Source organism: Neptunicella plasticusilytica (assembly GCF_047922965.1).
GTDB lineage: Bacteria > Pseudomonadota > Gammaproteobacteria > Enterobacterales > Alteromonadaceae > Neptunicella > Neptunicella plasticusilytica.
Genome location: NZ_CP150481.1, coordinates 3,911,556 through 3,927,400, shown reverse-complemented (window position 1 = coordinate 3,927,400; position 15,845 = coordinate 3,911,556). Strand labels below are relative to the sequence as shown.

At 46.0% G+C, this 15,845-nt stretch carries 15 protein-coding genes; 3 read left to right on the top strand and 12 right to left on the bottom strand.

Annotated elements, in window-relative coordinates; translation table 11 throughout:
• Positions 1-266 precede the first annotated feature (266 nt).
• Positions 267-1,466: a tyrosine--tRNA ligase gene (gene tyrS, locus V1467_RS17655; protein WP_416306294.1), complete on the top strand. Its 1,200-nt coding sequence runs from the start codon at positions 267-269 to the stop codon at positions 1,464-1,466.
• Positions 1,467-1,599: 133 nt separating this feature from the next.
• Here tyrS and V1467_RS17650 read toward each other — a convergent pair whose 3' ends face one another.
• The 6 genes from V1467_RS17650 to metE form a co-directional block, all read right to left on the bottom strand.
• Positions 1,600-1,830, bottom strand: coding sequence for a DUF4287 domain-containing protein (locus V1467_RS17650; RefSeq protein ID WP_416306293.1), 231 nt, complete (start codon positions 1,828-1,830; stop codon positions 1,600-1,602).
• A 160-nt stretch (positions 1,831-1,990) separates the two neighbouring features.
• Complete coding sequence (gene cyoD / locus V1467_RS17645) at positions 1,991-2,296, bottom strand: cytochrome o ubiquinol oxidase subunit IV (RefSeq protein ID WP_416306292.1); 306 nt, start codon at positions 2,294-2,296, stop codon at positions 1,991-1,993.
• Entirely contained in the window at positions 2,293-2,931 is a 639-nt protein-coding gene (locus tag V1467_RS17640) for a cytochrome c oxidase subunit 3 (protein WP_416306291.1), read from the bottom strand. Before V1467_RS17640 ends, cyoD begins: the two co-directional genes overlap by 4 nt.
• A complete protein-coding gene (locus tag V1467_RS17635) occupies positions 2,928-5,003 on the bottom strand; it encodes a cbb3-type cytochrome c oxidase subunit I (RefSeq protein ID WP_416306290.1) in 2,076 nt (691 codons plus the stop codon). The genes V1467_RS17640 and V1467_RS17635 overlap by 4 nt, the downstream gene beginning before the upstream one ends.
• Positions 5,000-5,989 carry a hypothetical protein gene (locus V1467_RS17630; RefSeq protein WP_416306289.1) on the bottom strand — a complete coding sequence of 330 codons (990 nt, stop codon included), beginning with the start codon at positions 5,987-5,989 and terminating at the stop codon, positions 5,000-5,002. Before V1467_RS17630 ends, V1467_RS17635 begins: the two co-directional genes overlap by 4 nt.
• 246 nt (positions 5,990-6,235) lie before the next feature.
• Entirely contained in the window at positions 6,236-8,554 is a 2,319-nt protein-coding gene (gene metE, locus V1467_RS17625; protein WP_416306288.1) for a 5-methyltetrahydropteroyltriglutamate--homocysteine S-methyltransferase, read from the bottom strand.
• Positions 8,555-8,658: 104 nt separating this feature from the next.
• On the opposite strand from metE, the gene V1467_RS17620 reads away from it, so the two are divergent.
• Together V1467_RS17620 and V1467_RS17615 are read left to right on the top strand one after the other, a co-directional pair.
• A complete protein-coding gene (locus V1467_RS17620; RefSeq protein WP_416306287.1) occupies positions 8,659-9,561 on the top strand; it encodes a LysR substrate-binding domain-containing protein in 903 nt (300 codons plus the stop codon).
• 124 nt (positions 9,562-9,685) lie between these two features.
• Positions 9,686-11,806 (top strand): hypothetical protein, encoded by a 2,121-nt coding sequence (locus V1467_RS17615; protein WP_416306286.1) that lies wholly within the window; start codon positions 9,686-9,688, stop codon positions 11,804-11,806.
• 23 nt (positions 11,807-11,829) lie between these two features.
• Here V1467_RS17615 and V1467_RS17610 read toward each other — a convergent pair whose 3' ends face one another.
• From V1467_RS17610 to V1467_RS17585, 6 genes are all read right to left on the bottom strand, one after another.
• Complete coding sequence (locus tag V1467_RS17610; RefSeq protein ID WP_416306285.1) at positions 11,830-12,627, bottom strand: hypothetical protein; 798 nt, start codon at positions 12,625-12,627, stop codon at positions 11,830-11,832.
• Between the two features lie 84 nt (positions 12,628-12,711).
• On the bottom strand, positions 12,712-14,049 hold the full coding sequence (locus V1467_RS17605) for an NAD(P)/FAD-dependent oxidoreductase (protein ID WP_416306284.1): 1,338 nt from the start codon (positions 14,047-14,049) through the stop codon (positions 12,712-12,714).
• Positions 14,050-14,061: 12 nt separating this feature from the next.
• Positions 14,062-14,640 (bottom strand): GNAT family N-acetyltransferase, encoded by a 579-nt coding sequence (locus V1467_RS17600; RefSeq protein WP_416306283.1) that lies wholly within the window; start codon positions 14,638-14,640, stop codon positions 14,062-14,064.
• Positions 14,637-15,035, bottom strand: coding sequence for a DUF2721 domain-containing protein (locus tag V1467_RS17595; RefSeq protein ID WP_416306282.1), 399 nt, complete (start codon positions 15,033-15,035; stop codon positions 14,637-14,639). The genes V1467_RS17600 and V1467_RS17595 overlap by 4 nt, the downstream gene beginning before the upstream one ends.
• Positions 15,032-15,454, bottom strand: coding sequence for a hypothetical protein (locus V1467_RS17590; protein WP_416306281.1), 423 nt, complete (start codon positions 15,452-15,454; stop codon positions 15,032-15,034). Before V1467_RS17590 ends, V1467_RS17595 begins: the two co-directional genes overlap by 4 nt.
• Positions 15,454-15,837 carry a rhodanese-like domain-containing protein gene (locus V1467_RS17585; RefSeq protein ID WP_416306280.1) on the bottom strand — a complete coding sequence of 128 codons (384 nt, stop codon included), beginning with the start codon at positions 15,835-15,837 and terminating at the stop codon, positions 15,454-15,456. The genes V1467_RS17590 and V1467_RS17585 overlap by 1 nt, the downstream gene beginning before the upstream one ends.
• Positions 15,838-15,845 lie beyond the last annotated feature (8 nt).

Sequence of the window (15,845 nt, the reverse complement as noted above, 5' to 3'; positions counted from 1 at the left end):
TAAGCGCAGAATATAAGAAATTCACTTCATTTTCCAGTAACCCTGACGGTATTAAGGGTATGTTATCGTATTATTATGTATCGGCAATCGATTAAAAAACATACAAAAATAATTTAACTTGCTGTTTGTTCGCCTTGCCCAAGCTTTATTAGTCCATCATTGGGCAATTAAATTCCCTTTTCATTCCACTGCCTCTTTAAATGCCTACAGCGCGCAAGTAGAATGCGCTGCTGGCTTTTAGCGCATTTAGGATTGAGGAGTAGACAATGTCAGATTGGCAAGCCGCCCTGGCGGAAATTCAACGGGGTGCAGAAGAAATTCTGGTCGGTGAAGAGTTAGCCGACAAACTTAAAACAGGTAAACCGTTGAAAATTAAAGCGGGCTTTGATCCCACTGCGCCTGATCTGCATCTAGGTCATACTGTACTCATTAATAAATTACGCACATTTCAGCAGTTGGGGCATGAGGTTATTTTCCTGATCGGTGATTTCACTGGCATGATTGGCGACCCAACCGGCAAAAACGTTACCCGTAAGCCGTTAACCAAAGAAGACGTACTGGCCAACGCCGAAACTTATAAAGAGCAGGTGTTTAAAATTCTTGATCCGGCCAAAACTACCATTCGTTTTAACTCCGAGTGGATGGAACAGTTAGGTGCTGCCGGCATGATCAAGCTGGCTGCCCGCCAAACGGTGGCACGGATGCTGGAACGGGATGATTTCAAAAAGCGCTATAACGGTGGCCAGCCGATTGCTATCCACGAATTTTTATATCCGCTGGTCCAAGGTTGGGATTCTGTCGCCCTGCAATCCGATGTGGAGCTGGGTGGTACCGATCAGCGTTTTAACCTGTTGATGGGCCGTGAGCTGCAAAAAGAAGAAGGCCAACGTCCACAAACTGTACTGATGATGCCATTGCTGGAAGGGCTGGATGGCGTGCAGAAAATGTCCAAGTCGTTAAACAATTATATCGGTATTACTGACGCACCGAATGATATGTTTGGCAAGATCATGTCGATTTCCGACGAGCTGATGTGGCGCTATTATGACTTGTTAAGCTTCCGTCCACTGGACGAAATCGCCCAGTTGAAACAACAAATGGCCGACGGTGCAAATCCTCGCGATATTAAAATTGCTCTGGCGAAAGAAATTATCGAGCGCTTTCATGATGAAGCTGCCGCCGAAGGAGCGCATCAGGATTTTATTCAGCGTTTCCAGAAAAATGCCATCCCTGATGATATGCCGGAACTGACTTTTGGATTAGAGGCTGACGGGGTTGCCATTGCTAATCTGTTAAAACAAGCCGAACTGGTTAATTCCACCTCCGATGCCATACGCATGATCAAGCAAGGTGCAGTGAAAATTGATGGTGACAAAGTTGAGGATACCAAGTTGGTACTCACTACTGCTGGCACTAATGTATATCAGGTAGGTAAACGTAAGTTTGCCCGCATAACTTTAAGCTAAATCGCAATTTTATTAAGATTAGGGAAGCTATGCTTCCCTTTTTATTGGCTTATCAAGGGGGATTTTTGTTATTCCCGCATGTTGTTAGCGGGAATCCAGCATTGTTAGGTCCGTTAACCGGTAAAAAAGTCGACTATTTACTGCTTTCGGTTTTTGTCCCTTTTAGCAGTGCATAAATCGCCATTGAATGACCGTGGCCTAACTCAAAGTCTTGTTTTAGCCAATTGACAATCATGCCTGCGTTAATTTTATCTTTAAGTGTACCGTTGCGGGTAAATCCTTTTTGCTCTGCCAGTTGTTTGAAATCGGCCGGGCTTTTGCCGGTTTTAGCCTGGATATTATCCAGATAGGCTTGAAATGACATAATGGTTTCCTTGCTGTAGTGAACTGCCCGAAGTGAGCGTTAATAGCTTATAGTCGAACAGCTGCCATCAATATCGACACGCTTAGCTAACAAAATCAGAATTTCTTGATATAAATAGATGTTGATGATTTCACAAAGCCGTGTGGAAGTCGTGCCGTAGTCAGTGCATTCGCTGGGCAAGATCGCCCATGATCAATAAGGTGCCACCGACCATAATGAATATCAGTAAGCTGGTAAATAGAATGAGATGAAGATCCTCTCGTTTTTGCCGGCTAAAATCGATGTGCAGAAAATAACGAAAATGAACAACTATTTGTATCAGCGCCAGTACTACAATTCCCGTAATCTTTAGCGTCGAAGAAAACTCGCTTGCCAGCGCCAGATAAAATGACCCGATGGTTGTTATTACAGCCAAGGCAAAACCAGTCAGGTAATGTCTTCGTTCCTGTTGATATTCGTTATTCACAACAAACCTCCCAGAAAAACCATTGAAAAGATAGCGACCCAGATGATGTCGAGGAAATGCCAGTACAAACTCCATCGCATAAAGCGCATTTTGGTCATATCGGTAAGATTGAAATGCACAATGTGTGCAATAACGATAATGCCCCACAGCACCCCGATAACAAGATGGAGCCCGTGTAAACCAACCAGTGCCCAATAAGCACTTAGCCACCCACTTCGCGAAGGGACCGCGTCTTGTTCACTCATGTGGATAAAGTCGCGCATTTCCAGCCCCAAAAACATGATGCCCAGTAATAGCGTTAGCCCAATCCACAGGATGAGCTTCCAACGACTTTGTGATTGAGAATCGCTATGGGCATGTTTCAGGCGCAGGCTGGCCAGACCGCAGGTTAAGCTACTGAGTAACAGAGCGGCGGTTTGCCAGATGATACTATTAACATCGAACAGCTCCTGTGGACCGGGGCCGCCAGCCAGTGCATGCGTTGCAGTAGCGTAAACACCAAAGCACATAGCAAATATAATCACGTCGCTCATCAGGAATACCCAAAAACCGAACATGACAATTTCTGCCCGTTCCTCAACGCCAGCATGTTTTTCACCCATATTCAGACCCGGGTGGGAAGTTTGGCTGGTCATTCGGTTTCTCCCTCGGCTGCTGCTTTACCTGTATTTTGTGAGGTGGTCTCCTGATCGCGACGGATAGACAGGGCATCGCGAGCCGTTTTTCGCCATTGTTGATCCCGGCGTTTTATTTCAGCTGCAGGAATAATTTGCTTTGGGTCAGCACGGAAACTGGACGCTATCATCATTACCGGTACTGCCGAAGCTGATAGTACTGCGAGCCACAAAATTTCCCACGTCAGTGAAAACCCTAATATTATCGTCAATAACATAAAGATAACGCCCAGTGAGGAGCGGCCCGGCATGACAATGTCGTGATATTGATTGACGTTGTCATAGGGTGATAGATGTTTTTTGGCGTAGACAAAGGCATCCCGGGACTTAATATCCAACGGATGAGCAAAATTCCACTCGTGGGGCGGAGAGGGCGTCCACCATTCGAGCGTTCGCCCATTCCAGGGGTCACCGTTTGGTGAGGCGAAGGCCTTTTGGTGTTTGTAGCTATACCAGAAGGTAAATAACAGCATAAACAGTGCAAGGAGCAGAATAATTGCCCCTGCAGCTGTCAGTAACATTAGCGGGGAAAGGTCGGCCTCGGCAACTAGCGCACTTCGTCGTGGCATCCCTTTGAGACCCGCCCAGTAAAGCGGCAAAAAAGTAATACTGAATCCGATAATCCACAGATAGGCTGTTAACTTACCGTAGCGTTCACTGAGCCTGAACCCAAATGCTTTTGGAAACCAGAAATGGACGCCAGCAAGCATACCGAACAGTAGTCCGGGCAAAAGAACATTATGGAAATGGGCGACCAGAAACAGCGAATTATGTACCTGAAAGTCGATAGAGGGATTGGCCAAAACCAGCCCGCTGAGCCCGCCTATCACGAAAAGTATAAAAAAGCCGGCTAGATAAACCACCGGCGTGGTGATGCGAATGCGGCCGCGATAAAGCGTTGCCAGCCAGTCGTATACTTTAACGCCAGTAGGAATGGCGATAAGTAGTGTAGCAATTCCGAACGCGGCACTTAACGAGGCACGTTGCCCCATAGTAAAAAAATGGTGTACCCATACTGTAAAGGACAGCACCGTGATACCCATAGTGGCAATGACCAGTGAGCGGTAACCATAAAGTCGTTTACCGGCAAAAGTTGCCGCGACTTCGGAAAAAACACCATAGGCAGGTAAAATCAAAATATAAACTTCGGGGTGGCCGAACATCCAGAACAAATTTGCGTAATTCATCATGTTGCCACCCAGATCATTAGTAAAAAAATGAAAATCCAGATACCTGTCCAGCGCTAGCATAACAGTTGCCACGGTCAGCGGCGGCATGGCAAAGATGATAAGAATACTGGTACATAAAGCCGTCCAGGTAAAAAGTGGCAGACGAAAAAAGTCCATACCGGGAGCCCGCAGCTTATATATGGTGACGGCGAAATTGACACCTGACAGCATGGTGCCAATGCCTGACAATCCAATTGACCAAATCCAGTAGTCTGGCCCTACGCCCGGTGAAAATATCTTACTTGTATAGGAGGGATAAGCTGTCCAACCGCCAGTTTCAAATTCGCCCACCATAAGTGAAATCATGATCAGTGTTGCGCCGCCAGCGGTCAGGCCGAGGCTAACTTGATTCAACAAGGGAAATGCCATGTCTCTTGCGCCAATCTGCAGGGGAACGAGGTAGTTGATAAAGCCGATGATAAACGGCATTCCGACAAAGAAAATCATGATGGTGCCGTGGGTACTGAATAGCTCGGCGAAATGATGAGACGAGAGTAGCGGCGACGTAGTTGTGTCTGAAGCCTGATGCAAACGCATAACAAAACCCTCAGCGACACCCCGGATCAGCATGACTAACGCAAGAATAATGTACATCAGGCCAATTTTTTTATGATCCAGGCTAGTTAACCAGTCGAACCAGACCGTCCGCCATAATCGGTTCCGGGTAAAAAAACATAAGACAGCAATGGTGCCTAACACCACCAACCAGCCTGCGCCGCTATCAATCGCGACGTTCGTTGTAGGGTGACGGAAAACTGAAAATAGCGTGATATCCTGCCACTGTAGTTTACCCCACAGATTCATTCTGGCCTCCCCTCGGAGCAGGACGTATGTCCAGTTATATTGGGCAGTGTGGCATGTTTGGCATCAAACTGTTTAGCGCCCGGCTGTTCGGTTCCCCGAACCGGTTTTCCCTGATGGTATCGTTTTACTACCCGATCAAAAAGAGCCGGGTCCTGAAGTGAAAACACGGGAGCCTGAAGACCGGTTTTTGCCAAAGCAGGGGAAAACTCCTCCGCCAGTCCGGATTGCGCCAGTTGATGATAGCTTTCGGCAGTCATTGAGCTGATTTGTTTACCTGAAAGCCATTTTTGCCAGTCATCATCAGAGACACTGGACAGACTAAATTGCTGGCGGGCAAAGTCCTTTCCGCTGAACTGGGTATTTTCACCAATGGCTTCCCCCGCTTGATTGGCAATAAAATGAAGCCGGGTTTGCATGCCGGGCATGGCATAAATTTGTCCGGCGAGGGCGGAGATTCGAAAGCTCTGCATTACAGTATCGGAGGTCAGGCGCAGAGAAACTGGGGTGTTGGTGGGGATTATCAGCGTATCAACGGTTGCCCTATTATATTGAGGATAAATAAATACCCACTTCCAGTTCAAACCGATTACATCTACGCATAGTGGTGTCTTTGCCGTGTCCAGCGGTTTGTAAGGATCAAGTTTTGTGGTTGCATTCCATAACAAAACTGATAGCGCTAACACGATGGCAGAAGGGCCACCCCATAGGACAATTTCCAGTTTACGATTATATGTCCAGTGAGGTGTGTAGGTTGCTTTTGGATTAAGATAACGATAGCGCCATAAAATCCAGGGCGTGGCAATAATTACCGGCAATACGGCAATCAAGCACAGGCCTACTACCCAATAAAGATGAAATAATTGTTCGTGGGCAATGGGCCCAAGTGGTTGTAAAAAAGAGTGTGTGGCAGCATAGGCGGGGAGAGTGGTGAGCGATATCAAGCATAAATACCACGGGATAATTAATAACTTCACACCTTTTATCATATCCTCCACGCTTCCTTGTGCTGTTAACTAAAAATGTATAGTGCCCAGCTACATTGACGAGATTAAAAGATACTGCTTTCTAGCCAAACACGATGCTTTGGTAAGAAGTATAAAAAGCATAAACCACATGGCATAACTACGCAACAGACCTTGATTTTGTTGACTTTATAGTACTAAAACGAGAACAGAACAGGGACAATTAAAAGGTTACCCCGGTTAACATCCAGGATAACCACACTGTTACTGTTAGCTTAGCGCGCTTTCCACTGGCTGTGGTTCGCGCTGATTTACCGATGTGCGCAGTTGCTTGGCGGCTTGTACCATATTACGCAAGGCCACTTCGGTTTCTTGCCAGCCTCGGGTTTTAAGGCCGCAATCGGGGTTGACCCATAAACGGTCATCGCTAATGGTTTCACGCGCTTTATTCAGCAGGTTCACCATCCAGTCTACTGCCGGGATATTGGGTGAATGAATATCGTACACGCCCGGCCCCAGATCATTGGGATAATGCTGTTGTTCAAAGGCATCCAGCACCGCCATATTGGAACGGGATGTTTCGATAGTCAGTACATCGGCATCCAAGTCGATAATGGCTTGCAGAATGTCATTAAATTCCGAATAACACATGTGGCTATGAATTTGGGTTTGTGCCGGTGCTTTGGCGCAAGATAAACGGAAAGCTGCCGTGGCCCAGTTAAGATAGCCTTGCCATTGGCTGTGTTTTAGCGGCATACCTTCACGAATCGCCGGTTCGTCCACCTGAATAATATTAATATCGGCGTTAATCAGATCTTCGATTTCATCACTGATGGCTAAGGCGATTTGTTGCGTGACCTGCTCCAGTGCTAAGTCATCACGCACAAAGGACCAGCATAAAATCGTCACCGGACCGGTTAGCATGCCTTTTACCGGTTTTGTGGTTTGCTGCTGGGCATAGCTTATCCAGTCGACCGTCATCGGTTTTTTACGGCTGATATCACCAAAAATAATGGGTGGTTTAACGCAGCGTGAACCGTAGCTCTGTACCCAGCCAAATTGGGTAATAGCAAAGCCGTCCAACTGTTCACCAAAATATTCCACCATGTCGTTACGTTCAGGTTCACCATGGACTAATACATCCAGATCCAGTGAATTTTGACGTTTAATGGTGTCCTTAATTTGAGACTGGATGGCGACAGTATATTGTTGATCACTAATCTCACCTTTACGCCATTTAGCCCGTAGTTGACGAATTTCGCTGGTTTGTGGAAATGAACCAATGGTGGTGGTGGGAAATAGGGGCAATCCCAATGCTTGTTGTTGAATCTGCTTGCGCGCGGCAAAGTTCTGCGGGCGGTGACTGCTATCTTCAGTTAGCTCTCTGACCCGTTGCTGTACTGCCGGATCGTGGATCTTGGCCGCAATAGCACGTTGTTTAACCGGTGTGGAATATTCGATGATGGCTTGTAACTCACCGGTAGTTAAGGCGGCTTTAAGCAGTGCCAATTCCTGACATTTTTGCTTGGCAAATGCCAGCCAGTTTTTTATTTCGCTATCCAGTTGCTGTTCCTGGTCTAAATCTACCGGGCTATGTAACAACGAGCAGCTTGGTGCCAACCATAAACGACCATTGAGCTGTTGATAAACTGGCTCTAATTGTTGATATAAGGCTAATAAATCACTGCGCCAAATATTACGACCATCAATTACCCCCAAAGAAATCACCCAGTGTTTTGGCAAGGTGTCGATTATGCGTTGTATATCGGTTTTCTCGGACACAATATCCAGATGCACCGCCTGAATAGGTAACGAGGCGATCAACTCAAGATGATGATCGACACTGGCAAAGTAACTGGTCAGTATTAATTTTAACGAGCCTTTTTTCAATTCGTTATAGGCTTGTTTAAATGCCTGTTGCCAATCGTTATCTAGCTCTAACCCCAATATGGGTTCATCGATTTGTAACCAACTAACCTTATGTTGATTCAATTGCTCAAATATCTGTTGGTAGCCATCTAAAATAGTGGTGAGCAGTTCGAGTTTGTCACCCTGTGTATATTGTCCTAGCCACAAATAACTTAATGGGCCAAGTAACACCGGTTTGGTGGTGAAGCCCTGATCTCTGGCTTCTTCTATTTGCGCCAATAATGAGCTGATATCCACTTGGATGGCTTGGTCTTTGGCAAACTCAGGTACGATATAGTGATAATTGGTATTAAACCATTTAGTCATATCACTGGCGGCACTGCCATTAGCGTTGCTTGCACAGCCACAGCTTGATTGGGATTGCCCTCTAGCAATCTCAAATTCCAGATCCAGTTTATTATGTTGTTGATGCTCGAAGCGTTTGGGCACAATACCGAGATACAAGCTGGTATTAAGTACATGATCGTAATGGGAAAAGTCCCCAACCGGCAAGATTTCAATCCCGGCCTGTTGCTGGGTTTGCCAGTTTTGTTGACGTAATGACTGACAGCGCTGTAAAAATTCGGATTGGTTTAACTCGCCACGCCAATAAGCTTCCTGAGTAAACTTCAGTTCTCTTTTGTGACCGATACGGGGAAAACCCAGATTGTGAATACGCATGATAATTCCTTATGGACGTCTAGATGTTTGGATGGTTATAATCATGACAAATGCACTCACCCACAAGCGCAAGTTTTGCATCATCAATATGAAAAAAATTCATCATGCTAGAGATTAAACATCTGCAGACCTTACTCAGGCTGCAGCAAACAGGTAGCTTGGTTAAAGCGGCTGAGATGCTGTGCACTAGTCAGTCGGCGCTGTCGCATCAAATCAAGGAGCTGGAAGGGCGTATTGGTCAACCATTGTTTGAACGCAAAACCTCCCCCATTGTGTTTACCCCGCAAGGCAAGATAATTTTAGAACTCGCCAAAGAACTGTTACCGAAAGTACAAGATGCCGAGGCTCAGTTAAAAAAGATCAAACAGCCCAAACCTCGCTTTGATATTGGCATTGAATGCCATGCCTGTTTTCAGTGGTTACTACCTGCCATTCAGCAGTTCAGACAAGAACAAACCGAGGTCGATGTGGATCTGATTGGTGATAGTTTGTTTGAGTCCAACAGCTTTAGCCATAATCCCGAGTTAGGTATCTTATTTACCGATGAAGTGGATAGTGACAGTGAACTGGACTATCAGTTGATTGGTGAATTTGAGTTGGTGTTGGCAGTCAGTCAGGATCATCCTCTTAGCCAAAAGCCTTATATTCAACCTGCGGATTTGCAAGATCAGGTATTGATTACGTATCCGGTTGAACAAAACCGTCTGGATATTTTCCAGTTGTTCCTGAATCCGGCCAAGGTTCAGCCGCAAACCCTGCGTAAAGTTGAAAACAGTAATGTGATTTTACAGATGGTAGCGGCGGGATTAGGCGTTAGTGCCGTACCGGATTGGTTGGTAAAAAACCAGGTCGAGCAACAGCTTATTCAAACATTGCCGTTAACTGCGCAAGGTATTAAACGCCAGTTATATGCAGCATACAAACCGCAAGTGGCTCAGGGGTGGGTGGAGCAGTTTATTACCATTAGTACTCAACATTTCCAGCGAATACAGGTGTCATTTCTCTAGCGCTTGTCAATTTGCATCTAAAAGTCATATAGTTACCCCACTTCGTTTTGCATGCTGTCAAACCTCTTTTGTTGCAAACAACGCTTTTGCTAATCAATCGTGGGAGACAGTATTGTCAGCCTTGATGAAATTTTTTTCCGAGCTTCGCCGCCGTAATGTAATCCGTACCTTAGTGGCTTATCTGGGTATTGCCTGGCTGGTATTGCAAGTCGTGTCGGTGGTGTTTCCCATCCTTAACCTATCCCCCCTGACCGGGACTTTTATTACTGTGTTATTGATCGTCGGTTTTCCGGTGGTGTTCTATTTGTCGTGGTACTTTGAAATCACCAGCGAAGGGATAAAACGTACCGCCGAAGATACCTCTGAACCGGTCAAGCCTTTGGGCAAGATGCGTTGGCTGGGGTTAGCGGTGATTGTACTGGGCTCGATGTTTTTGGGGTACCAGATCTACGGGCAGATTAAAGCGGATATGGCTAAATCCCGTGAAGGAACCGATATGGTCAAGCGCGCCGAATCTATCGCGGTGATGCCATTTCGGGATTTAAGCCCGGATCAGGATCAAGCCTATCTGGCCGAAGGGATTGCCGAGGAACTCACCGGTTTGCTGGGCCAACTGCCTAATTTGACCGTTGCCTCTTTCGGTTCGGCATTGAAACTGAGCGAGCAAGGACTGACGCCGGTGGATGCGGCCCGCAGGCTGGGGGTGCAAACTATTTTATCCGGCAGTGTACGCAGTATTGGCGACAGATTAAAACTGCGTCTGGAGCTAATCGATAGTGGCAATGGCCATACATTATGGACTGACAATATCCAGCGTAAACTCAGTGATGTATTTGCTATTGAAACTGAAATTGGCCGCTCAGTGGTTAATCTGTTGCAGGATAATTATCTACAAGCTGGAGAAGTGACCAATAGCGCTAAAACCAGCAGTACCGATGCTTATGTGATTTACCTTAAAGGCCGTGAACAATACCGTAAACAAACGACTGAATCACTTAAACAGGCACGTAAATATTTTGAACAGGCGATTGCCATTGATCCTGAATATGCGCTGGCTTATGTTGGACTGGCCGATGCGATTTTGATGCTATCAAAAGATATTCTACGTTTTGGCATTTTGGAACCGGAAATTGCCAGCCAGTTGGCAGAGCAGAATCTGGCTAAAGCCTTTGTACGTCAGGCTGATATTCCGTTGGCTTATGCCATTCAGGGCAAGGTATTTGAACTGCAACAAAAGCCGGATGAAACACTGGCCGCATATGATAAAGCCATTAGCCTTAACCCCAACCTGGCCATTGCCCATATGTGGCGCTATCTGGAACTCAAACGGCAAAACCGTTATGCGGAATCATTACAAGCACTGGAAAAAGCCTATCAACTTGACCCGGTATCGATTGCGACTATGTTTAATCGCGCGGTTGAGATGACCAAACATGGTCAGTTGGCCCAGGCTAAATTACTTTTTAGCCAATTAATCCGGGATTTTCCCGAGTCACCAATGGGACATCAAGGATTAGCAGGGATAACGTTTCAGAATGGTGAATTAGCGCAAAGCCTTTTACACTGGAAAACCGCACTGGATATCTCGCCAGAAAATATTACTTTCCAGCACAGCTATCTGGATGTGTTATTTCAGCTTAATATTACCGATCAACCCATGTCAGCGGTTATGATGAAGGAATATAAAACCACATCACTATTAGTCTCTGGACAATATAACGAATTATTTAAACAAATGGAGTTTCAGCTAGCAGCGCAACCGGACGATCCCTGGCTGCAATTTGAGGCCGCCTGGTATCAGCTATTGGTGGGGGAGCAATCCAAAGGTATTAAACTAGCTACAAAGTCTTACAAAGGCTTTTCCGAGGTTGAATTATATGCCATGCCCTATTGTAGCCCAGGGATTGAAATCGCCTGGGCAATGCAGCAAAGCGAGCGGCAGCAGGAAGCTCAAACCATCATTAACCGTTGCGACAAGCAAGTGTCCGAGGCACAGCATAACGGCATTACCAATAATATTTATACTTATCTAAGTGCCAGAATTGCGGCTTTAAACGGGGACAATAGTTTAGCCATCGAGCAACTGGATAAGGCGGTGAAAAAGGGTTGGCGGGAATGGTGGACAGACAAAGATCCATTATTTACCCGGTTAAAAGATAATCCGGAGTTCCAGCATATCAGCCAGCAAATCAGCCAGGATTTAGCACTACAGCGCGCTAAAGCCAAAGAGTTACTTAATCTGTAAGTCTCGGCTTCCGATGCTTTTAACTAGTTTTGGATTATTCTGGAGCGAAGTCCAAACGCGCCAAATAATATTAAATAGAACACGCCGGGTTCAGGGATATTGGCTAACACCCTTAATTGCTCCGTATTAGAGAAAAAACTGAGGCCGGGCGAGCTGGAACCTAGCTGGCCGCAGGTTTCCGGCGTGCCTACTGGACCCAGCACCGCACACACTGCTGGGTCGGTATAAGCGCTATAACTGAAATAAACTTGTGTGGGTGCGGCATACTGGGTGAAATCCAGCGTAACATTATAGTCGCCAACGGCCATATCCGTTGGCATGGCAACATCCAGAAAAAGATGTTGGCTAAGAACGCCGTTGCTGGCATCCATATCTAGAAAGGCATACTGCCAACTTTGAGCACCCTGGCTAATAGTCCAGACAAGATCGTAGCGGGCTGTACCTTGCAAAAACACTTCAATATCGCCCTCCAGTTGCAAACGTTCACCAAGATCAAATTCATAATCACAATCGGTACGATAATCCTGATTGGAAACAGGATCATAGTTGACATCAAAATGGCAAGAATCCGACGGCGTGGCATACACATAGTCGTGATAACTATTATAAGAAAAGCTGTCATACAGATTACCGCCGTTATAGTCATAACCAATCTCATTGATATTTATCTCGTCAGTGAGATAAACGGTTAAATTAAATGAGTCTGTACCTCGAACATCACCACCACTGCGCACAATTCGGGCTTGGGCAGTCAATACGGTAGATAAAGCCAGGATTAAAATAGCTGTGTTAATAATTGAGTGTAATAAGCGGGTGTGCATTTGGGTCTTTCCTTGAAAAACTGATTTTAACAGCGATATTCAAAGATAGAGCGTTTTTAGCAATAAGTACAAATATTGCACAATTTACAGCCATTCATCCTTAAAGCGGCCCCAGTGGTAAAAGGCTGCCAGACCCAGACGGCGAAAAGGCGAGAAGGGGAATTTTTTAAGTGGCGTGCTAAAAAACGGTAAGCCCGGCAAGTTATTTTCGCCCATTACCCGTTGTGCCAAGCGGTATCCGGCCTGGCTGGCAAAAGACACACCTGAACCGCAATAGCCCATTGCGTAAAACACCTTGCTATCCGATTCGGCCTGGGCAATACGTGGATAGTCATCCAACGATACACTAACCCAGCCACTCCAGAAATATTCAGCTCTAAGTGCATCCAGCTGTGGAAAACTTTGCTTAAGTGCAGTCAAAAGACGCTTTTTATACACAGGATGGTTGGCTTGTTTACCGTAAATAGCGCCACGCCCACCGAACAAAATGCGATTATCCGGCAGTAAACGGTAATAATACTTAAGCGAACGGGTATCCATCACCATTAATCCCGGCCTTAATCCACAGTCGGTTAATTGCTGTGCCGTTAATGGCTCGGTGACGATAATGCTGGACAACACCGGGAAGTGACGGCTGTCTATCTCGGGATGAAATTTATTTAACGTATAACCATTACTGGCAATCACCACTTTATTAGCGCGAACATGAGCCGAAGGGGTATGCAGTACTTGTTTATCCTGTTGTTTTTGCCAGTTAATGACCGGTGAACCTTGATGCAACTGTGCGCCGGTGTTGTGGGCCAGTGCAGCATAGCCTTGCGCCATTTTTAACGGATGTACGCCAAAACAATACGGGAACAACAAACCTCCGTAAGCTTGCTCACTTTTCATATATTGCTGTTGCAATTGCGGGCGATCAATAAATTGCACCGGATCGTCAAAGCTGTTGCGCATTAACTCGGCTTGCTGCTCTAATCCGCTAACCAGTTTGGATCGGTGCGCCACTTTAAGATAGCCACCGGATTGTTTATCGCACTTAATATTGCCCAGCTCGACCAACTCGGCGACTTTATCAATGGCACTGCGATATTCTGCGTAAATTAATCTGGCAGTCTGTTCACCCCATTTTTGCTGCATTTGTGGAAAAGATAAACGCCCCGTGCCATTGAGTACAAAACCACCATTACGGCCACTGCATCCCCAACCGACTTGATTGGCTTCCAGCAAGGTGACTTGTACACCTTGCCTAGCTAAATGATAGGCGCAGGATAATCCGGTATAGCCGCCACCGATAATGGCAACATCAGTATTGATTTCGCCTTCGGCTTGGGGATAACTGGTTGGCTTAACACCGCTGGCCCAATACGAATCAGGATAAGGCACATTCTGGCCGGGGCTGGTATCGATTAAGGGGTCGTACATTGTGTTTGATTGCTAAAAGGACGTGTCATTAAAAGGCAGCAGCATTTCAGCCGCCACACAGTCGCAGTCAGTGCCACAGATAGGACAGACATAACCATCATAAATACAGTTTTCCAGCCATTTACCCGGATGTTCCTTAATCAGTTTACCGCCGCATTTGGAAAAGTATTTAAAGGCGCTGTTACCGGGGCTGGCCAGCCAGATATGGGCTAAACCGGCTTGCGCACCTTGTTGCCGGGCTGATTCAACCGAACGTTTCAACATCGCCGAGCCAATGCCACTGCCCTGATAGTCGGGGTTAACCGTATTGCATTTGAAATAGCAGGTTTTGTCGATTGAAGTTGGCCATAATTCGGGGCTACACCATTTATCCGGCTGCCAGTTCCCCGCGGCAATAGTCAGGCGAAAGCCCACCAGTTTATCCTGATCCATTGCTACCCAACTGGCGTTGATATTGTCTTTCAAACCCAGTTGGTAAATACGTTGTATTGCAGCCTGATCAAGGTAGTTATCGCCATGTACGTCATTACCGAGCTGAATAACCGCATCGAAATGCTGTGGGCTAAGTTGTTGATAGTCAATGTGAATCATTTACGCTTCTTATAGGGCAGGTTGTATTCCTGTAGGTGCACATCTAATGCTTCGACGGAGATACGAATTTCCCATACTGACATCCACAGTGAATACAGCAGTAATACCAGCGAACCGGCAAAAATCCAGCTGCCTAATTGCTGGTATTCGGAATAGATCGCCAACATGGCCAATACGCACAGAAAAAAGCTGGCTGCGCCCGCTTCCTGCATGCGTTTAATTAATTGAATGCGTTTACGTAAATTGGCAATCTGTTTTTGCGCGCTTTCACTGACTTCGCTTGAATCAAAAGTGCGGATAATGCTGGCCAAAGTCACAAAGCGATTGGTGTAAGCCAATAGCAACAAGGATATGGCAGGAAATAAAATCGCCGGTGTGGTCAGGGTGATTATCATTTTTTTAGTTGTTCCAGATACTGGTTAAGAAACACTTTAGCTGAATTTACCTCGCTAAACAGACGTTGTTGAATATCGTCCTTGGCGCCAAATTGACGTCTGATACGATCGGCCTGGTTTATCGCCAGGCTGGACGTCATGCAATAAGCATCAGCCACACAATTATGCTGCATACAGTACTGAAAAGATTCAGTTAGATAATTTAATCCGTCGTTGGTCAGGGCTTCAAACTGCAATGCATTAGCCAGATAAGCCCAGGGCTTGTCTTCCAGTTGCTCAACGGCTGCGTAGAGATTTTGAGTATATTTATTGGTTAAGCCTTTACCCAAGGCACCGCTCACCGTTACCATCAGGATTCGGTTTTCTATCTCTATCGAATATTTGCCGTATTTATCACGATCGGTATAGGTGTTTGGCATTAGTTTTCAATTTCCTGCTTTTCAACAGCGCGCTGATTGGCTATCCAGCCCTGCATATCGCCTTCTAGATGTAACAGATGCTTGAACTCTAATTTAGTTAGGGTGTCCGCCGCTATTTCTGCACGACGACCAGAGCGACAATAAAGCACAATGGTCTTGTCTTGATAAGGTGTTAATTTATCAATTTGATTGGCAAGGTCAGTATGCGGAATATTAATGGCGCCCGGAACATGACCTTGTGCAAATTCTTGCTGACTGCGTACATCTAGGATTAAACGTTCATTGTCATCGCTGGTCAATAATGCTTGTTGTGAAATAAGAGGTGTCGCAGCAAGTGTGGAAAAACACACAACAGATAACAGTAAAAAACAGATGGCTCTCACCAGAACAC

What these genes read in the sequence shown, in the direction of transcription:
- tyrS (WP_416306294.1), top strand. Translation starts at nt 267, where the DNA reads ATGTCAGATTGGCAAGCCGCCCTGGCGGAAATTCAACGGGGTGCAGAA.
- V1467_RS17650 (WP_416306293.1), bottom strand. Translation starts at nt 1,830, where the DNA reads ATGTCATTTCAAGCCTATCTGGATAATATCCAGGCTAAAACCGGCAAA.
- V1467_RS17640 (WP_416306291.1), bottom strand. Translation starts at nt 2,931, where the DNA reads ATGACCAGCCAAACTTCCCACCCGGGTCTGAATATGGGTGAAAAACAT.
- V1467_RS17635 (WP_416306290.1), bottom strand. Translation starts at nt 5,003, where the DNA reads ATGAATCTGTGGGGTAAACTACAGTGGCAGGATATCACGCTATTTTCA.
- V1467_RS17630 (WP_416306289.1), bottom strand. Translation starts at nt 5,989, where the DNA reads ATGATAAAAGGTGTGAAGTTATTAATTATCCCGTGGTATTTATGCTTG.
- metE (WP_416306288.1), bottom strand. Translation starts at nt 8,554, where the DNA reads ATGCGTATTCACAATCTGGGTTTTCCCCGTATCGGTCACAAAAGAGAA.
- V1467_RS17620 (WP_416306287.1), top strand. Translation starts at nt 8,659, where the DNA reads ATGCTAGAGATTAAACATCTGCAGACCTTACTCAGGCTGCAGCAAACA.
- V1467_RS17615 (WP_416306286.1), top strand. Translation starts at nt 9,686, where the DNA reads ATGAAATTTTTTTCCGAGCTTCGCCGCCGTAATGTAATCCGTACCTTA.
- V1467_RS17610 (WP_416306285.1), bottom strand. Translation starts at nt 12,627, where the DNA reads ATGCACACCCGCTTATTACACTCAATTATTAACACAGCTATTTTAATC.
- V1467_RS17605 (WP_416306284.1), bottom strand. Translation starts at nt 14,049, where the DNA reads ATGTACGACCCCTTAATCGATACCAGCCCCGGCCAGAATGTGCCTTAT.
- V1467_RS17600 (WP_416306283.1), bottom strand. Translation starts at nt 14,640, where the DNA reads ATGATTCACATTGACTATCAACAACTTAGCCCACAGCATTTCGATGCG.
- V1467_RS17595 (WP_416306282.1), bottom strand. Translation starts at nt 15,035, where the DNA reads ATGATAATCACCCTGACCACACCGGCGATTTTATTTCCTGCCATATCC.
- V1467_RS17590 (WP_416306281.1), bottom strand. Translation starts at nt 15,454, where the DNA reads ATGCCAAACACCTATACCGATCGTGATAAATACGGCAAATATTCGATA.